Source organism: Limnohabitans sp. TEGF005 (assembly GCF_055394835.1).
Genome location: NZ_AP029226.1, coordinates 2,526,413 through 2,550,036, shown reverse-complemented (window position 1 = coordinate 2,550,036; position 23,624 = coordinate 2,526,413). Strand labels below are relative to the sequence as shown.

Here is a 23,624-nt window from a genome sequence, read left to right as displayed (position 1 = left end):
ACCATGGACTGGCAGGCGCTCACCCTCTCATTGAAATTGGCAGCGGTCACCTTGGTGGTGTTATTGCCTGTTGGCCTGTGGCTCGGACGCTGGCTGGCCTACCAACGGTTCAAGGGCAAAGCACTCGTGGAAGCGCTCGTTGTATTGCCTTTGGTGCTACCGCCAACGGTGCTGGGTTACTACCTGCTGGTTTCACTGGGCGGGGCATCTTCCCTGGGGCGTTGGACTTCCGAAGTCTTCGGGGTGCAATTGACTTTCAATTTCTTGGGCTTGGTCATCGCGTCGGTGGTGTTCAACATTCCATTCATGGTCCAGCCCATCCAGAGGGCCTTTGAAGTCATTCCGGCCAACCTGTCGGAAGCTGCGGCGGTCAGCGGGCTCAATGCTTGGCAGACCTTCGTGCGTGTGGAATTGCCGTTGGCATGGCCCGGTATTCTGTCTGCGGCGGTTCTGACTTTTGTCCACACGCTCGGCGAGTTCGGTGTCGTGCTTATGATGGGAGGCAGCATTCCGGGAGAGACCAAAACCATCGCCATCGCCATTTATGACCGGGTGCAAGCCTTTGACCTTCGGGGGGCTGACCAGATGGCGTTGCTCTTACTGGTGTTTTCTCTCAGCGCGGTGGCAGCCTCTTACTTCGCTACGGCCCGCTTGCTAAACCGCAGGTGACTGCCATGCAAAGCACAGCCCTGAGCGTCAAAGTCGAACAAGACCGCCCAATGCGTCTGTCGGGCGAGTTCACTTGTGAAGCGGGACAACTCGTCGCCTTGGTGGGCCCCTCCGGGGCTGGTAAAACCAGCATGCTACGTGTTTTGGCGGGGTTGATGCCGCCCGCGAAGGCCCATGTGCAGGTCGGTGAGGAAGTCTGGTGCGACACGAAAGTGGAGTTGTTTGTACCAACGCCTCAGCGGCACGTGGGCATGGTGTTTCAGAACTACGCGCTGATGCCGCACCTCAACGCGATTGACAATGTGGCGCTGGCTTTGCTTGAGCAGCCCACAAAGATGCGGCGCACCATGGCGCAAAGCTGTCTTCAAAAGGTGGGGTTGCAACCAGAGCAGCAGTTGCGCAAGCCAGCGCAGCTGTCTGGCGGTCAACAGCAGAGGGTTGCCTTGGCGCGAGCGCTGGTGCGAAAACCCAAGGTCTTGCTCTTGGATGAGCCGTTTTCTGCAGTGGACCAGCTGACACGGCAGGGCTTGTACGCCCTGCTGGCTGAATTACGGCAAGAGCTGCATATTCCCATCGTGCTGGTGACCCACGACTTGAGTGAAGCACGCCAACTGGCCGACAAACTGGTGGTCATGGACGCAGGGACGGTGCTGCAGCAAGGCACGCCCGATGCTATTCACCTGTCTCCTCGCAATGCCCGGGTGGCGGAACTGGTGGGGATTGCCAATCACTTTCAGGGGTTCTGGATCGGCGCCTCTGAAACTGCTGGCAAGGCCCACATGCGGTGGGTAATCGACGGTCTCGCATCTAAGGAATGCCCCGTCTTTGAAGTCAAAGACAAAGGCAAGCTACCTCAAGGGCAGAACCTCACATGGGTGATTCCAAGTGATGGACTGACGCTGGCAGCACACCCTGATCATCGTCCGAACTGGTTTGCAGTGTCGGTCAAGGATGCCCGGTACTTGGGTGACATGTCCTTGGTGACGTTGGCGTGCACAACGCTTAATAGATTGGAGGTCAAACTGACTTTGTCAGGGCCTAATCGAAGTTTGCTCACTACTAGGCAGCAGTTAAACCTTCACGTCAATCCAGAATTTGTGCATGTAATGCCACTTCGGGTTTGATAAGTCTGCCCTATTGACTTGAAGCGCACGGCATCGAATAAAGCCCTTGCCGCTGCACAGTGACCACCAACTGTCGGTACGCCATCAACGGACGATCGGCTCCCGGTTTTCCTTTGTAACGGGACTTCACCTTGAACACATCGATGGGCTTGTCGCTGTCCAAACCTGCACGCTCCATGATTCGTTCGGCACGCATGGGCTCACCCTTGAAAGACCAAAGCGACTGGAACACGGATGCCTGCGCCTCGGTGAGGTTGATGTGGCCATGCTCTGGCAGCAGCACCGTGCGGAAGTCGTCCGCGAAGGGGCCGTAAACCGGTTTAACGGCCTCACGTGGCGTTTCTTCCGGGCGGTTGCCCTGTGGGGCGATAAAGGAGATGCCGTCGCCGTAAAAGGCGAACCGCTCCTGAAGTGGCAGCCACTCGATGTCGGCAGCGAACGGGTGGGCAGTCTGGTCGATGGGTTTGGGTGTGATGACCCGCAGGCTCGCACCCTTGACTCGGAAACCATCCAAGATCCCAGGCGCGCGCACAAGGGTAGAAAGGCTGCGGGCCAGAATGACCGGCCCCTGCCTGGCATCTCCCAGTCGCCAAATGTCTGGGCCAACCTGATCGATGCCGTCGCGGCTGTTGATCTCTAAGGCCAAGCGCAACTTCTGGCGCAGCCAATCCTCGTTGAGCACGAACGCTGCCAGATCCTGTGGCTCGATTTGGATTGGGCCGCATTCGGGGCATTGGCAAAGCCTGCCGCCCTTGCCATCACCGACGACTTGCCCACGGTGCAGGTTGCAATGTGGGCAAAGTACGTATTGCTGATTGACGGGCGCAGGCTTTATGGCGGAGCCGAGCAAGGTGCATGCAGCCAACTCGTGAGGGGACAACGCCCAGCGATGGACGTGCGTTCCCTCAGCGAACAAGCGACACACCAACGACCAAGCATGATGTGAGTTCACGCTTACTCCTGGTACGCAGGTTCGGACTGGAAGGCGTCTTCACCGGGCTGCTGCTCATTGGCGTTCAGCGTTTGGTTGGCTCCCAGAATGCCGAGGGAAACCAAGTAGCCTTCGAGCTGGGCTTGCATCTTGGCGTCGAACTTGTGAAGGTTCAGTCGGCCTTTGCGGGTGATCTCGATGGTGATGACCTTCGATCGCATCTTTCCGGGCTCGGGTGGGTAGTACAGGTTGATGTGCGCCGAGTTGATCTGCCAGTTGCGCTTGAGCGGGTTTTCGTTGGGGAAGGATTCGGCAATCAACTCAGTCACGCACTGCTGGTCGCTTGATGCGGTTGCTGTGCATTCGACCTTGAGGTCGCCGTGGGGGCTGAGCAGCGTGAGGGTTTTGACTTGCAGCGCCATGAACCCGTCGGTGGTCAGCGCCTGTGGCACATCGAAACCCAGCCGCAATGCAGACAGGTCAAGTGTGGGTGGCTTGATGCGGTGTGCATCGACCTTCGTGCCCAGCAGATGCTCTGCGAATGCCTCCAGCAGCATGGTGTGGTACTTGACACCTCCCTTGACCAGGGTGCGCGCCACACCGGTCTTGGCCGAATACTCCAGCACCATGTGAATGTTGGGATTGCCGACGCGTCGGGTCAGGTTCGAGCCTTCGAATTCCAGACGCAGCATCGCCAGATCCTTGACGTGGACCGTCAGCAGATAGACATCGGGGGAACGCTCCAGCACGTATGCCACGCTCCCGTCGCCACACTGCAGCTCCTTCTGATAGAACGCCGAGATGGCTTGACGCATGCCGAGCATGGCGGCATCGGAGGTGTTGGGCTTGCGCTTGACGCCCAGATCGTTTTGCTGAGCCTGTGTGCCGTGGCGTTCAAAGAAGTCAACATCCCCGGCCAGATCAAAGAGCTCAGGGTGGTTCACGTACAGCCAAAACGAGCGATGAATGTCACTTTGGTTGGCAACGAGCCCCATCAAGGCTGCACCGTTTTGCCTGGCCACCTGAAACATTGCTTGTTTGCCCGCCGCATCCCCGAGACCAACGCTTGCCATGAGTTTGGCAATGAGTTGGTCGCGGGCGATCTCATCGGTCCATGACCGGATGGCCTCGATCACGGTCTGGGTGACCTCTTGGCCATCAGACCAGGAGAGGTCATCGGGCAAAGGCAAGCCATTGGCCGCCAAAAAGGTCTGCAAAGTGGTGTCTACGGGCAGCTCAAGCAGCACATCGACAAAGGTTTTTTTCATTTTCTTGGTCCTTGTGAAATGTCGGTGTTCTGCGTGCAGGGGATGCTGGCGCTGGCCGACGGGTGGTAAACAAATATCCCATCAAAGTAAAGTGGCGAGATACAGCGTAATTGTGTCCCGCTTATTTCCGCTTGTCAAACCACGTAGAACATCTGGGCGAATGGAGTATCTTGGTGCTATACTTTTAGGCTGACTTGATTCAGATAGGAGCTTTGCCATGGCATCGACCTTAGGAGCGCGTTTACGGCGTTTACGAGAGGCCAAGAAGCTGACATTGCAGCAAGTAGCCGATGCGGTTGGCTGCACCAAGGCATACATCTGGGAACTGGAAATGAAGGAGGGCCAACGCCCTTCTGCCGAGCGGATTCACCTGCTGGCCAAGGTTCTGGGGGTCACGATGGAGGACCTCATGAACGAATCAAACGAGCAAGTACCTCAGGCCTCCGTTGAAGACGTGGCGTTTTTTCGCCATTACGCTGGCATGACGGAAGAAGAAAAGCAGCGTTACCAGCAAGCCCTCAAACTGATGTTCCCAACAGCGGGGCAAGAGGAAACCAAGAGTTGAGTGACAGCGCTCAACTGACCCCGAGCAAAGCGGCCAACACAATCCTGCGATGGATTCGTGTGGCCAGCGGAGAGACGGCTGCCTTCACCGATCTCGACATGGTTCGAGAGGGGCTGCCTGGAACGCCTTACGGCGAAGGTGTGAAGATCATCAAGCCGCCTATGGCATCCCCAATCAAAAGCTCTGAGGGGATGCTAGTTTGCAACCCAGACGATCCAACTGAGTGGGGCATCTTCGTCAATGAAGATTCAAGCCCGGAGCGTCGGCGATTTACGATCGCGCATGAGCTCGGACACTTCGTGCTGCACCGAGCTAAGCGGCGCACCTTCAACTGCGACAAGGCCGCTGTGCATCTCAGCTTGGAAAGCGCAGGTGTCATCGAGCGTGAGGCAGATGAATTTGCCAGCAATCTATTGATGCCTGGCGATGTCCTGCGTGATCGCATCACCAGTCAAGACGTTGACCTTTACTTGCTCAGTGGCTTGGCCAAAACATTCGGCGTGTCGTTCGAGGCCTTATGCATCCGCTTCATCAAGTTCACGGAGAAGCGTGCGATCTTGCTGCACTGGGACAACGGCTTTCTCAAGTACGAATGGCGTAGCCGCAGTGCTGTGCTGAGCAACACCCGCATTCGAAGGTTGAGTGATCCTGCAGAGCCTCTGCGCGATACCGTTGCAGCAGACGAGTCCATCACGCAGGAGTGGAACGGGATCGATATGTCCGCCGCAGTTTGGTGCGTCGGTGAACAGCCCTACATGAAGCTGCAGGAATTCAAACACAGCTACGGCGGGCGAGATCGCGTGCTGACGTTGTTGATCCTTGAAGATGCTGAACCGCGCAGGTGGGATAACTCCTGGCAGGATCAGGAGAGCTTCGACAGCTTCGATCAGTTCACATCCAGCGGTCAGATGCCTATTAGAAAATAGGCATATCATGATTTCGGTGGTGTCTCATGCAGCGGCCCCAAATACCTCTGCGCCAGTGACTAGCCCAGCGATGGGTCGAATGGCTATATAGGGTAAAGGCCGACTGTGCCGTGGCTACATACTTCGCAACGGTGTGACACCACCACCCTAACTTTTATTGATTACGCGTTTCAGTGATGCAGAAACCTACCCCCGAATTGGTCAAGCAACTGAGGCGTCAACTGGACTTCATCCGAAACTCTGCCTCTGCATACGATGCAGGTCACTCCGAGGAAGCATTGCGCATCGGCGTAGCTATCCGTGTCTTGCTCCACGACACGAAATTCAGCAATTCTTTGCTGAATCAAATGGGTCGGAAAGAATCTTTAAAGCTGATCACCACGGCCAAAGAAATTCCAGAGGATCTGCTTGCTGAACTTGATTTTGGAGAGTGCCTGGCGGGCATGGTGATCGGCAGTTCCATTGAGTACTCTCCCGTGCCAGACGGGATGCCAACGCTCAGTTGCATCGAATGGTGGGCACAGCCCGTCTTTATTCGCGACAAAGTCACGTACACCCGGAAAGATGTCGTTCTGTCAGCTGCCAACAAAGACGGTGGCGCTCATGTGGATGAGCCTGACGAAAAGCTGCAAGCCCTTCAAACAGCCTTCTGGACGAAGACGCAAACTAACGCGGATGGCAAGACCACAACCATACCGATGGAAGACAATCATTTTCGAATGCTGCGCAGGTTCGCCGACGAATTGCTGTTGAGTCCAGAGTTACTTGTGTTGGCGGCTTGAGTTCTGAACAGGGTGTGTCCTGGTGACCTTGGCAGTAAGCGACTGCGACAGTCATCTTTGCTCATCTACGAGCATGCTGGTCTAAACACGTTACGCGAAGTGACTTAGACCCATAGCATGACAAGCGTTTTCTACTGGAACGCTGACCATGCACAACAACGAACAAATCTCCAATCTAAGGGCTGGCGCTGGCCCTCGACACCCGCAACAAGAAGTCGTCGATCTAATCGCAGTGGCCCTGCTACGACTGCGCGAAGCTGAATCATCTGCGCAGAAACCTTCACCTATTCGCGACAGTAGGAAGGTTTCACTTGGCTTCGCTGGCCAGAAGAGCGTGAATGCAAACACCGATCACTAAGAAGGAGTTTGCACATGACGACACACGCACAACAATCAAAAACGGTATCCATCGCGGCGCAAGTCGCGCAGCTACCGCACCTGCCCATGCAGAACATATGGGCCATGTGGGACGCGCATTTTGATGAACGACCACAGCACCACCATCGCACCTGGCTGGAGTCCCGACTGGCCTACAGGATTCAGGAAAAGGCCTTCGGTTCTCTCAAGCCGACGACGCGTAGGAAGCTTGAGGAAATCGGCGAAACAGGGGTGCTTCCCAAGCGCTTGCAAGGTGATGCGGATCGCCTGCTGCCCGGCACCATGCTCAGCCGTTTCTTTGATGATCAAGAGCACAAGGTGGTCGTGCGCGGCATGCGCGACTTTGAGTACCGTGGCCAGCGGTTCAAGAGTTTGTCGGCGATCGCGCGGTTGATCGCTGGTTGCCCATGGTCGGGACCTGCCTTTTTTGGGTTGAAGTCCACCAAGAAGGAGGTCGCATGAGAACCTCCCGCACATCAGTGGCAAGCACGCCCTCGTTCATTCCCAAAAAGCGATGTGCGATCTACACGCGCAAGTCGACCGATGAAGGCTTGGATCAGGAGTACAACAGCCTGGAAGCACAACGCGATGCTGGTCTCGCATTTGTGAGCAGCCAACGCCATGAAGGTTGGCTGGCGCTGGATGACACCTACGACGACGGCGGATTCTCCGGCGGCAATATTGATCGTCCTGGACTCAAGCGCCTGATGGCAGACATCGAGGCCAGAAAAATTGATGTGGTGGTGGTCTACAAGATCGACCGTCTCACGCGCAGCCTGCCTGACTTTGCCAAGCTGGTGGAGGTTTTCGATCGCAACAACGTCTCGTTTGTCTCGGTCACCCAGCAGTTCAACACGACCACATCGATGGGGCGGCTGACGCTCAACATCTTGCTGTCCTTTGCACAGTTTGAACGTGAAGTCACGGGCGAGCGCATTCGGGACAAGATCGCGGCCAGCAAGGCTAAAGGGATGTGGATGGGCGGTACGCCCCCACTGGGTTACGACGTGGTCGATCGAAAACTGATAGTCAACGAGCGAGAGGCGAGCTTGGTTCAGGACATCTTCCGTCGGTACGCAGAGCACGGATCCGCAGCTCGCCTGGTACGTGAGTTGGATATCGAAGGTCACAGCACAAAATCTTGGGTCACTCAATCCGGCCAGCACCGTGCGGGCCGACCCATTGATCAGCACTACCTATTTTTCCTGCTACGCAATCGCCTGTACCTTGGTGAGATCAATCACAAGGGCGAGTATTTCCCGGCGCAGCACACCAGCATCATTTCGCAGGAGTTGTGGGATGGCGTGCAAGCGTTCGTCAACAAGCGAAAGCAAGGCCCCAGAGAGCGCAGGGACGAGTACCCAGCGCTGTTGGGCGGCTTGTTGTTTGCACCCGATGGGCAGCGCATGATCCATCACTACACCAAGAAAAAGAATGGCCGCATGTATCGGTACTACGTGCCGTACTTAGAGAAACGACGCAGCGCAGGTGCAACGCAGGATGGAAACGGGAAAAGCATCGGTGCGCTCCCGGCAGCTGAAATCGAGGCTGCGGTATTGAATGAAATCGAGCTGGCGCTGATGGAGCCGGAGGCATTGATTGGTGTGTGGCGCTCATGCCTGCAGCACAGTGCCGGAGCCGATCTTAAAGAAGACCAGGTAGTGGTGTCTATGAGGCGAATTGCTGATGTCTGGAAGCAGTTGTTCCCTGCGGAGCAACAGCGCATTGCACAGTTGCTCATTGAGCGCGTGGACTTCAAGGATGGCAGTCTAGACATCCATTGGCGCGAGGACGGTTGGATCGGACTTGACCCAAGCATCGTAGCGCACCCCTATGTGGAAGAGGCCAAAGAGTATGCAGAGGAGGTGAATGCATGACTAACGAGGCATATCAGGGCAACCCAAGGTTGCGCAATGTGCGAATCGAAGTGGGTGGGGCTGCGCGGCAAATCATGGACGGCACGCAACGTGTGACGATGGTTCCGCTCACGATCCGTCGCAAACAAAACCGCAAGCTCTTGACCCCACCGTCGGGCTCCAGTTCGAACGTCATGTCGGGCGGCATGGACATTCCGATGATCAAAACGCTGGGCAAGGCGTTTTATTGGCAACGCTTGCTTGATGAGGGCAAGTACGCCACGGCGACAGATCTGGCTCGTGCTTTCAAGCTGGAGCCCGGTTGGGTTGCGGAGGTCCTGCGCATGGCGCATCTGGCACCCGACATCATTGAGGCCATTCTGGACGGGTCCCAACCAAGGCACCTGAACCTGCAGACCATCCGTGGGCGTCATGAGCCCTTGCCACGCGACTGGGAGGAGCAAAAAAAGATGCTTGCCTTTGTGTGATTTGCTCAGCTTGATTTGACTGCAAACGGCCAAAAGCTGCCGTCAGCAGAACTTTGATCAACGGCCGCTCAGAGTCCAATCGCAATCCTCGGCTGCGATCAGCGTCCAGATCGTCGGCGTCCCAGGGGGCGATATTGCGGATGAAGTCGACGCGTGGCTCTTCCTCGAACCAGCAGCGTGCCTTCACAGCAGCCCATTGCCTGCGCGTGTGCAAGTATCTCCGTCCTCAATCGCCCTGCGGCTTACCGCCGAATTTCAAGACGAAGCTGCCGGCCACCACGGTCAGTGCCAACAGGCAACCGAGATAGGGCATCACGCTTTGCAGAGGGGCTCCCATTTGATTCAGGCGCAATGCAGCCTGCACTCCAGACGTTGTCGGTATCAACCACCGCAGATACTGCAACGGGAGCGGCAACGCTTCTGGCGGCCAGGAAAATCCGGCAAGAAACACCATCGGCAATGTCGAAAAAAGCAGGACTTGAAGGACCCGTTCGCGATCTCTACACCACAGGCCCACAAGTGACCCCAGCGTCACGATGGCCGACACGTACAGGACCAGGAAAACCAGGGAGCCAGCCACGTTGTTAGCGCGAGGGTAACCGTAGAGCCAAAAGACCCATCCGAAATAGAACAGGCCAGACACCAATCCCGGCAACAGGAATGCCAGCCAGCGCCCGATCCAGGCCATTGGACTGGCATAAGCCGCGCCTCGTTCGACCCAGGTCGCCACCAGCATACCCACGCCCATCAGGAGGGTCTGGTGCATGATGAACAAGGCAACGGCAGGAACAATGAAGCTGCTATAGCCTTCTGTAGGGTTGAACAGCGCCATGGCCCGGAAATCCACGGGAGTGCGGCTCTCGCCGGCTTGGCGGGGACTCTGTCCTTTGGCCTCTCGCTGCCTGATCTCAACACCTGCCGAGGCTGCGCCCACGGCCTCAGAAAAGCCGTACTGAACTGCCTTGCTGATGAGGGGATAGGCCCCGTTCGAGACCACGGTCACCATAGCGGGCATTCCCCTGGCAACATGGGCTTTCAGGTCGTCGGGCAGGACCAGATAGCCATCAATCTCACCACGACTCATGGCGGCTTGCGCGGCTCGCTCATCCGCCCCCACTGCCTTGACCTCGATGCGAGGATTGGCAAGTGCCAGACGATGAATCGAGCGTGAAAGCGCCGAGTGATCCTGGTCGACAACCGCCACCGGGATCCGGGTCACGACCTCCGGGCCAAAGAACCAGGGGTAGAAGAAAGCATAGAACAGGGGCGCAGCCACAAAGATCATCAATGCGCCCTTGTCGCGCAAGACGTCCCTCAGCGTTGCGACGAACCCTGACCTCAGCGAAGTGGGATGGTGCGAGGTCATGTCAACGCGCTCCCCAGGTCGATGGCTTGTCGCGAGCCTGGACCAAGCCCAAGGCCGCCAGCCCGAGCAACCCGAGGGTGGCCAGCAGGAATACAGCAGGTGTGGCGGCACTCGCGCCGAAGGTTAAGCCCATCAGCAATTGCTCGGTCTGCAATCGGATGTAGTGGGTGAACGGCATGGAGGTCGCCCACATCCGAGCACTGTCAGGCATCGCACTCAGCGGGAAACTCATACCGCTGAACGCGAATGCCGGCGCGGTCAAAAGCCCCGTGACGGACAACGCAGTGCGCAAGGACTTGGTCAGAGTGGCCGCCGCTGCACCCGCGGCCAGCGATAGCGCCATCAGTAAGGTCATGGCCAAGAAGATCCAGAGAAGGCTCCCAGGGATGTCCCAGCCACGCCCGGTCGTGATGTACCAGAGCGCCGCGGCGCCCACGCTGGTCAGGGTCACCCAGGGAATCGCCAGCTTGCCCAGCAAGGCTGCTCCGACGGCCCGCGGCCCCCCGTGCTGCAGCCACTGCCCCAGCGTCCTGTCCCTGAATTCACGGCCGACCGCCCAAGCCCCAGCCGTCATCGCGAGGATGTGAAGGATGGCGGGGATCGCGGCGGCAGTCAGGTACTTTTCGTAGTTGCCAGACCCGTTGAACAGTGCGATCGATTGGATTTGGATCGGGTTAAAACTGACCTTGGCCTGTTGGGCCGATTCACCTCGCTTGTTCCGTGCAGACATTTCGATGCCGGCGGCCAGGGTCCCAACCACCGTGCGTACATCCCGCTGCAGCAGACTCGAATGCGTGGCGAACTGAGCGTTGTGACGCAGAATGACCTCCGCCTTTATCCCACGCTTGATGTCTCTCTCGAAGTCCCGGGGGATGTTGATCATCCCGTAGACCCGCACCTCTCTTAGGGCAAGTTGGACCGAGGACTCGCTGTCGAATTCGTCCACCACTTGCATGCCAGGCGAGGCGTTGAGCATGCGGACCAGTTGTCGCGATAGCGCGGAATGGTCTTCATCCATCACGCCAACAGGCAGATTCCTGGGGATGGCGCTTGAGAATATCCAAACGATCAACACCACGGCCAATACAGGCACCCACGTCACCATCGCCAAGTCCCAGGGACTTTGACCAAGGCGATGGACCTCCCGCCTGGTGCTGTTGAAGAAGTGGCGCATGGTCAATTCACTCGACCAGCACGGACATGCCAGGGCGAACGCCCTCAATCATTTGGGACGGGCGGGCACGCACCTCGAAGGTCTTGATGTCAAAGCCCTGATCGGACCTGGTGGCACGCCACGTGGCGAAATCAGGCAGGACTGCTGCCCGGTAGACCTTGAAGTGAACCTTACGGCCTTTCAGGGCAGGCAAGGTGGCATCGAATTCTTTGCCGACGGCGAACTTGTCGAGTTTGTCTTCGCGCACGTTGAGCACCACCCACTGATCTGCCATGTTGGCAACCGTGACCACGGGGACGCCTTGGGGCGAAATTTCACCCACGCGCCCCAGCACCTTGACGACTTCGCCGGCCACTGGACTCTTGAGTTCCGTCTCGGCCTTGGCCGCCTGGACTTCAGCTACGACTCCAGCCAATTGACGCGCCTGAGCGGCAGCAGCTTGCTTGTCTTCGGCACGTGCCCCGTCGCGAGCCATCTCGAATTGGGCCTGTGCAGCGAGGGCTTGATCGCGGGCTGCCTTGAAATTGGCTTCGGCCTCGTCGCGCTTTTGCGCAGCGATCAAGCCTTCCTTGGCCAATCCATCTATCCGCTTGAACGATGTCTGCGCCAGGTCCGCTGCAGCCACTGCGCGCTGCCAGTTCAGACGGGCGATTTCCACCTCCTGGGGGCGGGCGCCATTTTGTGCCTTGGCCGCGGTGGCCTGCGCAGCCTCCTGGGCCGCAGTGGCCTGCGCCAGTTTTGCGCTCACCTCAGGACTGTCCAGGCGAATCAGCGGCGAGCCGACCGTGATGACATCCCCTTCCTTGACCAAGATGTCCGCGATCCGGGCACTGACCTTGGAAGCGACGTCTACTTCCTGAACCTCCATTTGCCCCTGGAACGCCTCGGCGCCAGGCTGTTTGGCCTTCCATAGGCCCACGCTGAGAAGTGTGACTGCGCCGACGATGGCCAGAGTGGTGGTTGATTTCTTGTTCATTTCATTGCACTTTCAGATCGGCACGAGCCATGTAACTGCCGAATTGATCGGACAGGCCAGACACTTCAAGGAGATCGGCGAGCGCCTTGACATAGTCGTAAGCCGCTTGCGCCTGTTCCGTTTTGGTTTTGGCCAGGTTCACTTCGGCGTCGATCAGTTCCAGCGTGGAGTTGGTACCCGCCTTCTGGCCCTTGGTCTTGAGTTGGAGGACTGCATTGGCCAACTCCAGACTCGGGGTCAGCGCAAGGAACTGGCGGCGTGTTTGCTCGACGGCCATCCAGCGTTTCTCGACCAGCAAGGCAATGTCATTTCGGGCTTGCTTGTCCTGGCTGTCCGCCATCTCGATGAGCCGGTGAGAGGCTTCGCTCATCAAGGAACGGTCCACGCCACCCCACAACCTCCAGCTGACCCCGACGCCCACAACCCAGTTGGCCTGGTCAGAGGAGCGCAGTTGGCGTTGACCGAAGGCGAATACCGCAGGCTTCTTCTGCGACTCTTCCAGCGCATGAATTTGCTCGGCTTCATGCTTCTTGGCAGACACCTTGCCCAATCCCGGGTGACGTTCCAGGGCAGCGTCAGTGAAGTAGCCGAGCGGCTCGATCGGCGAACTGATCACGAACAGCGGGCTCATCGGTTGAATCCGCTCAGCGTTGCGAAGGGTTCTGGCCAACGCCGTCGACGCCAACTCAGCGTCATCCCGGGCCTTCAGGGCGTTACGCTTGGCATCCTCCATCGCTGCGCGAGCCTGGAGTCGCTCGACCTGTGCGACAAGGCCTGCTTCCAGCATTCGCTGCGTGGCGGCGTCATGCTCCAGGACGGTCCGGTAGGCCACTTCACGCAATCCGGCGGCGCGTTCAGCCAGTTGGGCGCCGAAGTAGCGCTGCACGAACTCATTGAACACTTCCTGTTGTACCTGGCGGCCGTCTGCCCGGGCCTCTTCGGTTTTGGCTTGCAAGGCCTGTTTGATTGCCGTGGTGGCGCCACCGGTGTAGATCGGCAATATGGCCGAGACGGATGAGGTATTGCCACTGCGCTGCGTGCTCAGATCGAGGCTGTTCGGAAGTGGCGGCAAGTGTGCCAAACCGGTAGCCAGCGGCGCCGGCAACGCTGCAATCGACGAACCGATCGTGTGCGTCAGGGGGGTCAGATCAATGCCCTGTACGGCGCCCTGGAAGCGGAAAGCCGCAGCTCCTGCGGTCACCACGGGACCACCCAGATGCCGAGTGGCCTGCTCTTTTAATTGTGCGCTCTCAACAGAAAAGCGAGTCATTGCCAGGCGATCTGAATTGGCTTGCAGTCGATGGGCGGCTTCTTCGAAGTTGAGAGCTTCGGCATGTGTCAGCGTGGGAAGGCAAGCTGCCACCCCCATCAAGGCACTGAGTGTCAGCCTGGCAAGCAATCGATTTTGTTGATTCAACATGGCATTCTCTAGTTCGGTACCAATCGGTACCATAATCAAAATTCTACACCGATTTTCGGTACTGTCAAGTACCGAGCATGAGATACTCGAACCATGAGCCGACCACAGATCCCTGACGATGAACACCGCACCCGGTTGCTGGAGGGAATGGCACGCGCGGTCACTGCTCACGGGTACGCGCAACTCACGACTTCAGACATCGTTCGCGAGGCGAATGTGTCCAAGAGGACCTTCTACCAATACTTCAAGGACAAGACCGACTGCCTGATCGCGCTGTTCAACCACTCTGCGCAAAAGATCGAGGCCACGCTGCGTGCCAGCATCGATCCCAAGCGAGATTGGAGTTCGCAGATTGATCTGACCATCAGGCTCTATCTGGAGACCTTGGCCGCCAATCCCCTGCTACTGCGCGCGTTGTTTGTGGAGATCCTTGCGCTTGGACCTGCAGGGCTGGTCGCCAGGCGCTTGGCAATGGAAAGACTAGCGGGGGTACTTCTGGCGGCCGCCGCCAACCATCGCTCAACTCCGATCCCGCAATGGCTGGCCACTGGGCTGATTGGTGGAATCAACGAAATGGTGCTGCAGCACATCGAGCAAGACCAGATTGCCCATTTGCCCCGATTGAGCAACCAAGCCGCCGCATTCATGAAAAACGCACTCCAAACCCGTGTGATGGAACCGACCTAGCGCGTCGATGGTCAGTCTGCAGGCGTCCATCGACACGCTTTCTCCATTTGAAGGCATCTGAAAATTTCAGGCTGAACCGCGGCCCGCGTGCGTCGGTGGCTCAACCAACGGAAACCGCTTTCGTTGAAGTGAATGCCTTCAAGGCCTTGTCGGTCTGAAGCTTTGTTTGCTCGATCAGATACTCCAGAAAAACCCGTGTCCGGTCGGGAATGAACTTACGGCTCGGCAATGCCGCATACAAGGCCAGCCGCCCTGTGATCCAGGGCGAGAGCACCCGAACCAAAGTGCCTTGTGAGAGGTAAGGTGCCGCGATATCCAAGGGCAAAGACATGATGCCGGCGCCATCGAGCGCAGCGCGCAACAGCGTGTCCATATGGTTGGACAACAAAACAGGCTGAACTTCCACATCCTGCCATTGTTCTTCTCGTTGAGGACTCCACAAACGCCAAATGCGTGGTCGGGTTTGGGGCGATTTCGATCTCAGGCAATCATGGTGCGCCAGCTCCTCTGGCCTGCGTGGCTCCCCCCGGCGCTGCAGGTAAGCCGGCGAAGCGACCAGGAAAGCTTCTGACTCGATGACCTTGCGCGCCACGATGTCAGCGTCGAAGTTGTCATCGGTGCCGAGCAAGGTGATGTCGAAGTCCTCAATGGCTGGCTCGGTCACGGGCGACACATGCAGCTCGATCCGCACCGCAGGGTACTGGCTGCGAAAGCGGCCCAGCAAAGGCGCGACAACATAGGTGGCCAGCAGGGGCGGCGCTTGGATTCGCAGCACGCCGGCCATCTCGGTGGTGTGCGAACTCGCCATCGCATCGGCATCATCGATGTCCTGCAGGATGTGGCGTATGCGGCTGAGGTATTGCTGGCCAGCCTCGGTGAGTGAGAGGCGCCGAGTGGAGCGCTGCAACAGCCTCGTGCCCAAGTGTTCTTCCAGGTCGGCTACGAGCCGGGTGACCACGGGGGCCGACATGTCCAGCGCCCGCGCTGCAGCGGCAAAGCCGCCCTCGTCCACCACGCTCTCAAAAACACGCATCGACTGCAGTCGGTCCATCCAGCGCTCCTTACAGGCTCTTCAAGAGCTTGCATTATTTCTCTTTTGGAAATGACCCAATGTTTTATTGGCTGTTTTTCCCTCGAATCAGAAATTTTAAAGTTCATCCCATCGATGCAGTGCTTTCCACACGAAGGTCCATCGACCCGGCCAGAAGCTCTGTCATGTTGACAGATCGGCCGTTTCTTGAAACCGAAAGGAAACCGATCATGAACCGCTATACCCTCTCCGCCCTGACCCTTGCCGTGGCAGCCCTGTCCGCTGGCCATGCCCTGGCCTTTGATGCTTCGGCCCCCAAAACCCGCGAACAGGTCAAGGCTGAATTGGCCGAAGCCATCCGCACCGGCGACATCGTGGTCGACCAAGAGAGCGGCAAGAAAGCCAATGAACTTTTCCCTGGCCGCTACGCGGCCAAACCGGTCGTCGAAGGTAAGACCCGCGAGCAAGTCAAAGCCGAGCTGGCCGAAGCCATCCGCACCGGCGACATCGTGATCGACCAAGAGAGCGGCAAGAAAGCCAATGAACTTTTCCCCGGCCGCTACCCGGCCAAACCGGTGGCACAGGGCAAGACCCGCGAGCAGGTCAAAGCCGAACTGGCCGAAGCCATCCGCACCGGCCAAATGCCGGTCATCACCTACTGAACTGACCACTGCCATCGGGCAGCATGACTTCGGTGTGAATGCACGCAGTCCACGCCGGGGTCATTGAAATCAGTGAATTCGGCGCTCAGCGCCGCGTTCACTGGAGCCGGGCAAGCCGCATAGATGGTTCGGGATGATGCTAGATCGCTGAGATGCAGCCACATGGCCATGTCGTGCTGGGCGCGCCGATGCACGAGTTCGGCCTGCCTGCATACCTGCTTTGGCATCTCCGGGGAAATCTAGGACTTTTGCAGGTCCGCTGATTTGCGGCCGAACGCCTGTTCTGAACTTCGCTATTAACCAGGAGCGGAAGTTCATTGTGGGTTCGTCGACGACCGCATCGGGTCGGACTGAGACACTCACCTAACAGTGCCCGTAAAGGACATCTGGACTACAAAAATTTAGTACCTGAACATCAGGCAAATTCACCACCGGCGAGCCAAGTGCTCGCCTTTTTTATTTGCGGCGGGGCATTGGCGAACCAGAAGTTTTCGAGTGGTTCGCCAATCGGTCCCTCGTATGTTCGCCACCCGAAATCTCCAATGACACCTGTTCCTCAACAACGTCAAAGGAGTAATCCATGCCAGCAACGGCAACCTCACTTACCCGATCGACTCAAGAAGCGATCAACACCCTGTCACCCGGAGATCGCCGGGTGCTCAACGAGAACGAACTGGCCCAGCGCTGGGGCATCAGCCCCAAAACACTTCAGCGTTGGCGCTGCGAAGGTCGTGGTCCCAAGTATCTGAAATTGTCCAAGCGCGTGAGCTATGCGCTCGAGATGATTTTGGATTTCGAGAAAAACGCTCTGCACGTTTCGACGTCCGAGCGCGTGACGGCCTGACGGGAGGACAGAGATGAACGACTTGTCCATTTTCCCCGCCGACATCGCAGAGATGTCCGTCTCGCAACTGGCCAACCTGCCTGCGCAGCAATTGGTTGAAGTTGACACCAACCTTGACCAGGCAATTGCCTGGCTCAAAGCAGCCCGGACCAAATTGGATGCCGCTTTCGACCAGCGCTTTGGCGTGCAAGGCCGCGAGAGCCTCCACGCCTCTGGCCGTGACTTCGGAACCTCTCACATCAAAGCCGACGGTCTGCATGTGAAGTTCGATCTGCCCAAGAAGGTGTCTTGGGACCAGAAGAAGCTCAAGACCATCGCCGAACGCATCGTGGCATCCGGTGAGGCAGTTGAGAGTTACCTCGACATCAAGTTGACAGTGTCTGAGACCCGGTACACGAACTGGCCTCCCGCATTGCAGCAGCAATTCGCCGACGCACGGACCGTCGAGGCAGGTAAGCCCTCTTTCCACATTTCCCCTGACTCGGAGGTCTGTTCATGAAACAGCAACTTGTCCCATTTGATTTTGAGGGCAGCCAGGTCCGTGTGGTCACCGACGCACAAGGCGAACCATGGTTCGTGGCAGCTGATGTGCTGTCGACTATCAGCCTTGATCGCAAGGCGCTCGAGCGTCTGGACGACGACGAAAAGGGTGTGAATTCAATTCACACCCCTGGTGGAACCCAAGAAATGACCACGGTGAACGAGCCCGGGCTGTATGCCTTGGTGCTCGGCAGCCGTAAGGCCGAAGCCAAACGCTTCAAGCGTTGGGTCACCCACGAGGTGCTCCCTGCCATCCGCAAGACCGGCTCCTATGCCGTGTCGGCCATGGCCGCATTGCCCGCACCTACTCAGGACCGTGTCACTTCACTGCTCCTGATTGGTGAAGCTGTGGCCAAGGTGCCTGGCGTCAAGGTGGGTATCGCCATGGCTGCGACGCTGACCTGCATTCATGAAAACACCGGCCTGGCCATCGAGACCTTGCGTCGCGCGCTGCCCGCAGCCAACGAGCCGATCTGCTCTCTCAATGCCACGCAACTGGGCAAGCTGGTCGGCCTCTCGGCCAAGACCACCAACCTGCGCCTGGCCAACCTGGGTCTGCAGGTGCGCAACGAGCGTGATGAGTGGGAGCTGACCGAACCGGGTGAGGCATGGGCGGAAGCTCTGCCGTACTCGCGCAATGGTCACAGCGGTTACCAGATCCTCTGGAATCCGAGCGTCGCTCAAGAACTGCGTGAGGTGGCGTGATGGGACTTCCAATCATTACCGCTGATCAGCGCCTGCGCGAGAAAAAAGGGGTGAAGTTGGTTCTGCTCGGCAAGAGCGGCATCGGCAAAACCACCCAACTCAAGACCCTGCCTGAAGACAAGACCTTGTTCGTCGACCTCGAGGCCGGGGACCTGGCTGTCAAAGACTGGCGCGGTGACTGCGTGCGCCCAACCACCTGGCCTGAATTCCGTGACCTGGTTGTGTTCTTGGCTGGTCCCAACCCTGCGCTGCCACCTGAGGCTCCGTATTCGCAGGCGCACTACGCGCATGTCTGTGAGCAGTATGGAGACCCCGCTCAGTTGGCCAAGTACGACTGCTACTTCGTGGACAGCATAACTGTGCTGGCGCGACTGGCATTGATCTGGGCAAAGACACAACCCCAGGCTGTTTCCGACCGCACAGGCAAACCTGACACCCGTGGTGCTTATGGCTTGCTGGGCTCGGAAATGTTGGGTGCGCTCATGCACCTGCAACACGCACGCGGCAAGCACGTCGTGTTCGTGGCCATCTTGGACGAGCGCCTGGATGACTTCAACCGCAAGGTGTTCGTCCCGCAGATCGAAGGCTCCAAGACGGCAGCCGAACTGCCCGGCATCGTCGATGAGGTCGTGACGCTCGCAGAGATCAAGAGCGATGACGGTGAGCCGTATCGCGCCTTCGTGACCCACACGCTCAACCCCTATGGCTTCCCAGCCAAAGACCGTTCGGGCCAGCTCGAAATGCTCGAACCCCCAAACCTGCTTGCACTCATCGAAAAGTGCGCAGCCGCAACCCAACCCCAAAACATCAAGGAGTAAACCATGTCCGCCTGGAACGATTTCAACGACGCTGAACAACAACAATCTTTTGACCTGATCCCCAAGGGAACGGTGGCACCGGTGCGCATGACGATCAAGCCCGGTGGCCATGACGATGCAGCACAAGGCTGGACCGGTGGCTATGCAACCCAGAGCTTTGAGACTGGCAGCATCTTCTTGGCCTGTGAGTTCGTGATCCTGGACGGTGAATATGCCCGACGCAAGATGTGGTCGAACATCGGACTGCACAGCTCCAAGGGTCCCGCTTGGGGAAACATGGGTCGCACCTTCATCCGTGCGGTGCTCAACTCCTCGCGCAACATCCAACCGCAGGACAACTCCCCGCAAGCCGCTGCCGCGCGTCGCATCCAAGGCTTCAATGAGCTCGATGGCATTGAGTTCGTGGCGCGCATCGATGTGGAAAAGGATGGTCGCGGTGAGATGCGCAACGTCGTGAAGATGGCGGTGGAGCCGGATCAGACGGATTACCCCCGTGGGGCGACATCGGCTGCGCCACGTCCTGCCGCAACCTACCAAGCACCTCCTGCCAGCAGCGCTCCCGCTCAGGCGCAACGTGCACCTGTCTCGGGCAAACCGAGCTGGGCTCAGTAAGGAGGGTGAATGAAATGCTGGGTCTGCAACAGACAGGCCCGGGGTTTCGGTCACACCGACAACCGTCACGGTGTGGGCAATCCCCGGCGCTACCCAATCGACTGGGTTTTCTGCTCGAAAAAATGTCAGGACGTGTTCCATGCGATGTACGGGAACTGGCAGCGCGTGCTCGATGGGCGGATCGATATCAAGGAGGTCACCATGATCGATCCCTCTGATATTGAACTGGCCTCAATGAAGAAATGCCTCAAGGCATTCGGTGAGTCAGCTGGTGAGATTGGTTTTGCCAAACCTCTGGGCGATTACTCGGAAGCAGAGGCACTGCGCGTCATCGATGCCATCGTGACGTGCTGGACCGACGCCATGCTGACGCATCACGAGCAGACGAAGTTTCCGCCTGTGCGTGGAATGCAACCGACGCCCGATCCTCTGGCACACCCGTTTGCCGACTTGGAGGATGACTTGCCCTGGGTGGTGGAAGGAGAGAAGAAATGATGGACTTCAATTCATCCTCCAGCATCTCGGGCCAGGTTAGCGCGTTGATCGATGCGGGATTGCAAAAGCGTCAAGCTGAGCAACGCCCAAGGACTTACCTCGGTGCGTCCCGTTTGGGCGTTTCCTGTGAACGGGCATTGCAATACGAATTTGCAAAGGCCCCCGTAGATCCTGGTCGTGAGCATCCTGGCCGACTGCTTCGCATCTTCGAGCGTGGCCATCTATCTGAAGACAGCATGATCAAGTGGCTTCGCGACGCAGGTTTTGATCTGCGAACGACGAAGGCCAATGGTGAGCAATTTGGCTTTGCTGCGCTGGACGGTCGACTGGCTGGACACATCGATGGCGTGATCGTAGGCGGTCCCGATGGCTTCAAGTACCCCGCTTTGTGGGAGAACAAGTGCCTCGGTTCCAAGTCGTGGCGCGACCTCGAAAAAAACAAGCTGGCCATCTCCAAACCAATCTATCACGCTCAGGTGGTGCTTTACCAAGCCTATCTGGAGCTGCACGAAAACCCTGCGGTTTTCACGGCGGTCAACGCCGACACCATGGACATCTACACCGAGCTGGTGCCCTTTGACGCGGCGCTCGCGCAGCGCATGTCTGACCGTGCGCTCAAGGTGATCTCTGCAACCGAGGCGGGCGAGCTTCTCGTTCGCGCCTATCAAGACCCTACTCATTTTGAATGCCGGATGTGCGCATGGCAGGACCGGTGCTGGAGACAAAGCAATGACGGACGCTAATCAAATCCTCACCGAAAGACTGGTAGATGCACGCGAGGCGGCCTACTGCCTGAAAGTGCCCATCTACCTGCTCACCCACCCGAAAGAGCGCCAGCGTCTTGGCCTGCCGCATTACCGCGTAGGCAAGATGGTCCGCTTCAAGGTCAGTGAGTTGATGGCTTGGATGCAAGCGAAAGCAGAAGCAGAAGCGAAAGGAGAGTCGTCGGATGCTTGATTTCAATGACAACGACTCAACTGCACACAAAGACACAGACGCTACTCGGGAGCAGTTGCGTGCGTCGCTGATCGATCGCCTGGAATCGGTGCTGAGCACTCTGTTTCCCGCTGGCAAGAAGCGCCGTGGCAAGTTCCTGATGGGCGACGTCTTGGGCAGTCCTGGCGACAGCCTGGAGGTCGTCCTTGATGGAGAGAAGGCTGGACTGTGGACCGATCGCGCCACGGGCGACGGTGGAGATGTCTTTGGTTTGATTGCTGCTTACCTTGGGGCAGACGTTCAATCCGACTTTCCTCGGGTGTTGGACTACGCGGCGGATCTGGTTGGCCAGGCAGTACCGACCCAATCACGTAAAGCCAAGAAAGAAGCTCCGGTCGACGAGTTGGGACCAGCCACGGCCAAGTGGGATTACTTTGACCCCGCCGGTCATCTAATCGCTGTGGTCTATCGCTATGACCCGCCTGGGGGCAAGAAGGAGTTCCGTCCATGGGACGCGAAGCGTCGCAAGATGGCCCCACCCGATCCTCGCCCCCTGTTCAACCAACCGGGGATGGTCAGTGCCGATCGGGTGATCTTGGTTGAGGGTGAGAAGTGTGCCCAGGCATTGATCGCCGCTGGAATCACAGCCACTACTGCCATGCACGGGGCCAATGCCCCTGTGGACAAAACCGACTGGTCACCGCTCACAGGCAAGGCCGTTTTGATTTGGCCCGACCGAGACAAGCCAGGCTGGGAGTACGCCATGGCGGCGGCGCAAGCTGTCCTGGATGCAGGCGCGCATTCCTGCGATGTGCTCTTGCCGCCCGATGACAAGGCTGATGGCTGGGACGCTGCCGATGCACTGCTCGAGGGCTTTGATGTGACCACGTTCATTGCCTCTGGGCCGCGTATGTGCGTGAAGACCACCAAGGCCATGACGTCTCAGGACGCCACAGTTTGGGCAACCGATGATGCGCTGACGCTGGCATTCACATCTCGCTATGCCGACGAGTGGCGCTATTGCGCGGCGTGGGGAAAGTGGCTGGTGTGGACAGGTTGCCGCTGGCAACCCGATGAGACCTTGATGTCCCATCACCTCATTCGCGCCATCTGCCGTGAGGCCGCACTCAAGGTGGACTCCCACCGCCTCGCAGCCAAGTTGCTCGCTAGTAGCACAGTAGGTGGTGTCGATCGCATGGCTAGATCGGATCGCCGTCATGCATCCACCACTGAGGAGTGGGACGCAGACCTGTTCTTGCTCAACACCCCTGGTGGCGTAGTGAACCTCAAGGTGGGTGTCACGCGTCCGCATGACCGTGCAGACCGCATGACCAAGATTGCGACGGCCACACCAAAGGGTGACTGTCCACAGTGGAAAGCGTTCTTGAACGATGTGACCGGCGGCGACCTGCTTTTGCAGGAGTACTTGCAACGCATGGCGGGGTACTGCCTGACCGGGGCAACCAGCGCCCATGCATTGTTCTTTTTGTACGGGACAGGCGCGAACGGCAAGTCGGTGTTCGTGAATACCTTGGCCAGCATCTTGGGCGACTACGCCACGAGCGCACCCATGGACACCTTCATGGATGCCCGAGGTGATCGACACCCAACTGATCTGGCCGGATTGCGCGGTGCACGCTTTGTCGCGTCAGTGGAAACCGAGCAAGGCAGGCGCTGGAACGAGTCCAAGGTCAAGGCCATCACGGGTGGTGACAAGGTGTCTGCTCGCTTCATGCGACAGGACTTCTTCGAATACATCCCGCAGTTCAAGTTGTTGATCGCAGGCAACCACAAGCCCTCGATCCGCAACGTGGACGAAGCTATGAAGCGGCGTCTGCACCTGATCCCGTTCACGGTGACGATCCCGCCCGAGAGGCGTGACGGCAAGCTGACCGAGAAACTGTACGCGGAGCGTGACGGTATTTTGGCCTGGGCGGTCGAAGGGTGTCTCGCCTGGCAACGCGATGGCCTGCGTCCACCCGAGTGCGTGGTCTCGGCAACTGAGGAGTATTTCGAAGCGGAAGACGCATTGGGCCAATGGATCGAAGAACGCTGCATTTTGAGCAAGACCCATCGCGAAGGCGTGTCGGATCTGTTCACTGATTGGCGCGAATGGGCTGAGCGTGCTGGCGAGTACGTGGGCTCGATCAAGCGATTCTCAGAGCTGATGTCGACCCGCAAGTTCGAGAAATGCCGACTGCATGGCGGTGCACGCGCAATCGCGGGCATCAGTCTACGACCTAAGCCTCATACCGGTGGCGGCTACCCATACCGAGACGATTGAACCAAACCATGGTGACGGATTTGACAGTCTTACTGATTAACCCCTCACGCGTGCGCGCACACACACGATAGAGGAATAACCGTGAAAC

At 58.2% G+C, this 23,624-nt stretch carries 26 protein-coding genes; 19 read left to right on the top strand and 7 right to left on the bottom strand.

Annotation, left to right across the window (positions count from 1 at the left end; genetic code table 11):
• The first annotated feature begins 3 nt into the window (after positions 1 to 3).
• Positions 4 to 669, top strand: coding sequence for a molybdate ABC transporter permease subunit (modB, locus tag ACZ5RG_RS12545; protein WP_464447245.1), 666 nt, complete (start codon positions 4 to 6; stop codon positions 667 to 669).
• A 5-nt stretch (positions 670 to 674) separates the two neighbouring features.
• The gene (locus ACZ5RG_RS12540; RefSeq protein ID WP_464447244.1) at positions 675 to 1,793 is read left to right on the top strand and encodes an ABC transporter ATP-binding protein; all 1,119 of its coding nucleotides are present in this window, start codon (positions 675 to 677) and stop codon (positions 1,791 to 1,793) included.
• A 10-nt stretch (positions 1,794 to 1,803) separates the two neighbouring features.
• Here the strand turns inward: ACZ5RG_RS12540 and ACZ5RG_RS12535 are convergent, their stop codons facing one another.
• Together ACZ5RG_RS12535 and ACZ5RG_RS12530 are read right to left on the bottom strand one after the other, a co-directional pair.
• On the bottom strand, positions 1,804 to 2,643 hold the full coding sequence (locus ACZ5RG_RS12535; protein ID WP_464447243.1) for a hypothetical protein: 840 nt from the start codon (positions 2,641 to 2,643) through the stop codon (positions 1,804 to 1,806).
• Between the two features lie 104 nt (positions 2,644 to 2,747).
• A complete protein-coding gene (locus tag ACZ5RG_RS12530) occupies positions 2,748 to 3,992 on the bottom strand; it encodes a hypothetical protein (RefSeq protein ID WP_464447242.1) in 1,245 nt (414 codons plus the stop codon).
• A gap of 217 nt (positions 3,993 to 4,209) precedes the next feature.
• On the opposite strand from ACZ5RG_RS12530, the gene ACZ5RG_RS12525 reads away from it, so the two are divergent.
• From ACZ5RG_RS12525 to ACZ5RG_RS12500, 6 genes are all read left to right on the top strand, one after another.
• The gene (locus ACZ5RG_RS12525; protein ID WP_108401970.1) at positions 4,210 to 4,557 is read left to right on the top strand and encodes a helix-turn-helix domain-containing protein; all 348 of its coding nucleotides are present in this window, start codon (positions 4,210 to 4,212) and stop codon (positions 4,555 to 4,557) included.
• Positions 4,554 to 5,483 carry an ImmA/IrrE family metallo-endopeptidase gene (locus tag ACZ5RG_RS12520; protein WP_245912771.1) on the top strand — a complete coding sequence of 310 codons (930 nt, stop codon included), beginning with the start codon at positions 4,554 to 4,556 and terminating at the stop codon, positions 5,481 to 5,483. Before ACZ5RG_RS12525 ends, ACZ5RG_RS12520 begins: the two co-directional genes overlap by 4 nt.
• Before the next feature lie 176 nt (positions 5,484 to 5,659).
• The gene (locus tag ACZ5RG_RS12515; RefSeq protein WP_464447241.1) at positions 5,660 to 6,265 is read left to right on the top strand and encodes a hypothetical protein; all 606 of its coding nucleotides are present in this window, start codon (positions 5,660 to 5,662) and stop codon (positions 6,263 to 6,265) included.
• Between the two features lie 372 nt (positions 6,266 to 6,637).
• Positions 6,638 to 7,105: a DUF2924 domain-containing protein gene (locus ACZ5RG_RS12510; protein WP_464447240.1), complete on the top strand. Its 468-nt coding sequence runs from the start codon at positions 6,638 to 6,640 to the stop codon at positions 7,103 to 7,105.
• Positions 7,102 to 8,520: a recombinase family protein gene (locus ACZ5RG_RS12505; RefSeq protein ID WP_464447239.1), complete on the top strand. Its 1,419-nt coding sequence runs from the start codon at positions 7,102 to 7,104 to the stop codon at positions 8,518 to 8,520. Before ACZ5RG_RS12510 ends, ACZ5RG_RS12505 begins: the two co-directional genes overlap by 4 nt.
• Positions 8,517 to 8,987 carry a hypothetical protein gene (locus ACZ5RG_RS12500; protein WP_464447238.1) on the top strand — a complete coding sequence of 157 codons (471 nt, stop codon included), beginning with the start codon at positions 8,517 to 8,519 and terminating at the stop codon, positions 8,985 to 8,987. The genes ACZ5RG_RS12505 and ACZ5RG_RS12500 overlap by 4 nt, the downstream gene beginning before the upstream one ends.
• 226 nt (positions 8,988 to 9,213) lie before the next feature.
• On the opposite strand, the gene ACZ5RG_RS12495 is transcribed toward ACZ5RG_RS12500, so the two are convergent.
• Genes ACZ5RG_RS12495 through ACZ5RG_RS12480 form a run of 4 tightly spaced genes read right to left on the bottom strand, consistent with a single transcriptional unit; the run spans position 9,214 to position 13,923 of the window.
• The gene (locus ACZ5RG_RS12495; protein ID WP_464447237.1) at positions 9,214 to 10,353 is read right to left on the bottom strand and encodes an ABC transporter permease; all 1,140 of its coding nucleotides are present in this window, start codon (positions 10,351 to 10,353) and stop codon (positions 9,214 to 9,216) included.
• Between the two features lies 1 nt (position 10,354).
• Positions 10,355 to 11,527 carry an ABC transporter permease gene (locus ACZ5RG_RS12490; protein WP_464447236.1) on the bottom strand — a complete coding sequence of 391 codons (1,173 nt, stop codon included), beginning with the start codon at positions 11,525 to 11,527 and terminating at the stop codon, positions 10,355 to 10,357.
• A gap of 7 nt (positions 11,528 to 11,534) precedes the next feature.
• Positions 11,535 to 12,503 (bottom strand): HlyD family secretion protein, encoded by a 969-nt coding sequence (locus ACZ5RG_RS12485; RefSeq protein ID WP_464447235.1) that lies wholly within the window; start codon positions 12,501 to 12,503, stop codon positions 11,535 to 11,537.
• A 1-nt stretch (position 12,504) separates the two neighbouring features.
• Positions 12,505 to 13,923, bottom strand: a complete 1,419-nt coding sequence (locus ACZ5RG_RS12480) for a TolC family protein (RefSeq protein WP_464447234.1) — start codon at positions 13,921 to 13,923, stop codon at positions 12,505 to 12,507.
• A gap of 93 nt (positions 13,924 to 14,016) precedes the next feature.
• Here ACZ5RG_RS12480 and ACZ5RG_RS12475 point away from each other — a divergent pair, with 93 nt between their 5' ends.
• Complete coding sequence (locus tag ACZ5RG_RS12475) at positions 14,017 to 14,610, top strand: TetR/AcrR family transcriptional regulator (RefSeq protein WP_066692010.1); 594 nt, start codon at positions 14,017 to 14,019, stop codon at positions 14,608 to 14,610.
• A 100-nt stretch (positions 14,611 to 14,710) separates the two neighbouring features.
• Here the strand turns inward: ACZ5RG_RS12475 and ACZ5RG_RS12470 are convergent, their stop codons facing one another.
• Complete coding sequence (locus tag ACZ5RG_RS12470) at positions 14,711 to 15,661, bottom strand: LysR family transcriptional regulator (protein WP_464447233.1); 951 nt, start codon at positions 15,659 to 15,661, stop codon at positions 14,711 to 14,713.
• Between the two features lie 209 nt (positions 15,662 to 15,870).
• Between ACZ5RG_RS12470 and ACZ5RG_RS12465 the strand changes: the two genes are divergently transcribed.
• The 10 genes from ACZ5RG_RS12465 (at position 15,871) to ACZ5RG_RS12420 (ending at position 23,536) form a co-directional block, all read left to right on the top strand.
• Positions 15,871 to 16,302 carry a DUF4148 domain-containing protein gene (locus ACZ5RG_RS12465; RefSeq protein WP_464447232.1) on the top strand — a complete coding sequence of 144 codons (432 nt, stop codon included), beginning with the start codon at positions 15,871 to 15,873 and terminating at the stop codon, positions 16,300 to 16,302.
• A 580-nt stretch (positions 16,303 to 16,882) separates the two neighbouring features.
• A complete protein-coding gene (locus tag ACZ5RG_RS12460) occupies positions 16,883 to 17,146 on the top strand; it encodes a helix-turn-helix transcriptional regulator (protein ID WP_424380591.1) in 264 nt (87 codons plus the stop codon).
• Between the two features lie 13 nt (positions 17,147 to 17,159).
• Positions 17,160 to 17,645, top strand: coding sequence for a hypothetical protein (locus ACZ5RG_RS12455; RefSeq protein WP_464447231.1), 486 nt, complete (start codon positions 17,160 to 17,162; stop codon positions 17,643 to 17,645).
• Positions 17,642 to 18,391: a BRO-N domain-containing protein gene (locus ACZ5RG_RS12450; RefSeq protein WP_464447230.1), complete on the top strand. Its 750-nt coding sequence runs from the start codon at positions 17,642 to 17,644 to the stop codon at positions 18,389 to 18,391. The genes ACZ5RG_RS12455 and ACZ5RG_RS12450 overlap by 4 nt, the downstream gene beginning before the upstream one ends.
• On the top strand, positions 18,391 to 19,209 hold the full coding sequence (locus ACZ5RG_RS12445; RefSeq protein WP_211308689.1) for an ATP-binding protein: 819 nt from the start codon (positions 18,391 to 18,393) through the stop codon (positions 19,207 to 19,209). Before ACZ5RG_RS12450 ends, ACZ5RG_RS12445 begins: the two co-directional genes overlap by 1 nt.
• Positions 19,210 to 19,212: 3 nt before the next feature.
• On the top strand, positions 19,213 to 19,821 hold the full coding sequence (locus ACZ5RG_RS12440; protein ID WP_464447229.1) for a hypothetical protein: 609 nt from the start codon (positions 19,213 to 19,215) through the stop codon (positions 19,819 to 19,821).
• Between the two features lie 9 nt (positions 19,822 to 19,830).
• Positions 19,831 to 20,316: a DUF6511 domain-containing protein gene (locus ACZ5RG_RS12435; RefSeq protein ID WP_464447228.1), complete on the top strand. Its 486-nt coding sequence runs from the start codon at positions 19,831 to 19,833 to the stop codon at positions 20,314 to 20,316.
• Positions 20,313 to 21,059 carry a hypothetical protein gene (locus ACZ5RG_RS12430; RefSeq protein WP_464447227.1) on the top strand — a complete coding sequence of 249 codons (747 nt, stop codon included), beginning with the start codon at positions 20,313 to 20,315 and terminating at the stop codon, positions 21,057 to 21,059. The genes ACZ5RG_RS12435 and ACZ5RG_RS12430 overlap by 4 nt, the downstream gene beginning before the upstream one ends.
• Complete coding sequence (locus ACZ5RG_RS12425) at positions 21,046 to 21,273, top strand: MerR family transcriptional regulator (RefSeq protein ID WP_108401956.1); 228 nt, start codon at positions 21,046 to 21,048, stop codon at positions 21,271 to 21,273. Before ACZ5RG_RS12430 ends, ACZ5RG_RS12425 begins: the two co-directional genes overlap by 14 nt.
• Positions 21,266 to 23,536, top strand: a complete 2,271-nt coding sequence (locus ACZ5RG_RS12420; RefSeq protein ID WP_464447226.1) for a phage/plasmid primase, P4 family — start codon at positions 21,266 to 21,268, stop codon at positions 23,534 to 23,536. Before ACZ5RG_RS12425 ends, ACZ5RG_RS12420 begins: the two co-directional genes overlap by 8 nt.
• Positions 23,537 to 23,624: the final 88 nt, after the last annotated feature.

Bases quoted from the DNA above. Each gene is read 5' to 3' on its own strand.
- modB (WP_464447245.1), top strand. From the start codon at position 4: ATGGACTGGCAGGCGCTCACCCTCTCATTGAAATTGGCAGCGGTCACC.
- ACZ5RG_RS12540 (WP_464447244.1), top strand. From the start codon at position 675: ATGCAAAGCACAGCCCTGAGCGTCAAAGTCGAACAAGACCGCCCAATG.
- ACZ5RG_RS12530 (WP_464447242.1), bottom strand. From the start codon at position 3,992: ATGAAAAAAACCTTTGTCGATGTGCTGCTTGAGCTGCCCGTAGACACC.
- ACZ5RG_RS12525 (WP_108401970.1), top strand. From the start codon at position 4,210: ATGGCATCGACCTTAGGAGCGCGTTTACGGCGTTTACGAGAGGCCAAG.
- ACZ5RG_RS12515 (WP_464447241.1), top strand. From the start codon at position 5,660: ATGCAGAAACCTACCCCCGAATTGGTCAAGCAACTGAGGCGTCAACTG.
- ACZ5RG_RS12510 (WP_464447240.1), top strand. From the start codon at position 6,638: ATGACGACACACGCACAACAATCAAAAACGGTATCCATCGCGGCGCAA.
- ACZ5RG_RS12505 (WP_464447239.1), top strand. From the start codon at position 7,102: ATGAGAACCTCCCGCACATCAGTGGCAAGCACGCCCTCGTTCATTCCC.
- ACZ5RG_RS12500 (WP_464447238.1), top strand. From the start codon at position 8,517: ATGACTAACGAGGCATATCAGGGCAACCCAAGGTTGCGCAATGTGCGA.
- ACZ5RG_RS12495 (WP_464447237.1), bottom strand. From the start codon at position 10,353: ATGACCTCGCACCATCCCACTTCGCTGAGGTCAGGGTTCGTCGCAACG.
- ACZ5RG_RS12490 (WP_464447236.1), bottom strand. From the start codon at position 11,527: ATGCGCCACTTCTTCAACAGCACCAGGCGGGAGGTCCATCGCCTTGGT.
- ACZ5RG_RS12485 (WP_464447235.1), bottom strand. From the start codon at position 12,503: ATGAACAAGAAATCAACCACCACTCTGGCCATCGTCGGCGCAGTCACA.
- ACZ5RG_RS12480 (WP_464447234.1), bottom strand. From the start codon at position 13,923: ATGTTGAATCAACAAAATCGATTGCTTGCCAGGCTGACACTCAGTGCC.
- ACZ5RG_RS12475 (WP_066692010.1), top strand. From the start codon at position 14,017: ATGAGCCGACCACAGATCCCTGACGATGAACACCGCACCCGGTTGCTG.
- ACZ5RG_RS12470 (WP_464447233.1), bottom strand. From the start codon at position 15,661: ATGGACCGACTGCAGTCGATGCGTGTTTTTGAGAGCGTGGTGGACGAG.
- ACZ5RG_RS12465 (WP_464447232.1), top strand. From the start codon at position 15,871: ATGAACCGCTATACCCTCTCCGCCCTGACCCTTGCCGTGGCAGCCCTG.
- ACZ5RG_RS12460 (WP_424380591.1), top strand. From the start codon at position 16,883: ATGCCAGCAACGGCAACCTCACTTACCCGATCGACTCAAGAAGCGATC.
- ACZ5RG_RS12455 (WP_464447231.1), top strand. From the start codon at position 17,160: ATGAACGACTTGTCCATTTTCCCCGCCGACATCGCAGAGATGTCCGTC.
- ACZ5RG_RS12450 (WP_464447230.1), top strand. From the start codon at position 17,642: ATGAAACAGCAACTTGTCCCATTTGATTTTGAGGGCAGCCAGGTCCGT.
- ACZ5RG_RS12445 (WP_211308689.1), top strand. From the start codon at position 18,391: ATGGGACTTCCAATCATTACCGCTGATCAGCGCCTGCGCGAGAAAAAA.
- ACZ5RG_RS12440 (WP_464447229.1), top strand. From the start codon at position 19,213: ATGTCCGCCTGGAACGATTTCAACGACGCTGAACAACAACAATCTTTT.
- ACZ5RG_RS12435 (WP_464447228.1), top strand. From the start codon at position 19,831: ATGAAATGCTGGGTCTGCAACAGACAGGCCCGGGGTTTCGGTCACACC.
- ACZ5RG_RS12430 (WP_464447227.1), top strand. From the start codon at position 20,313: ATGATGGACTTCAATTCATCCTCCAGCATCTCGGGCCAGGTTAGCGCG.
- ACZ5RG_RS12425 (WP_108401956.1), top strand. From the start codon at position 21,046: ATGACGGACGCTAATCAAATCCTCACCGAAAGACTGGTAGATGCACGC.
- ACZ5RG_RS12420 (WP_464447226.1), top strand. From the start codon at position 21,266: ATGCTTGATTTCAATGACAACGACTCAACTGCACACAAAGACACAGAC.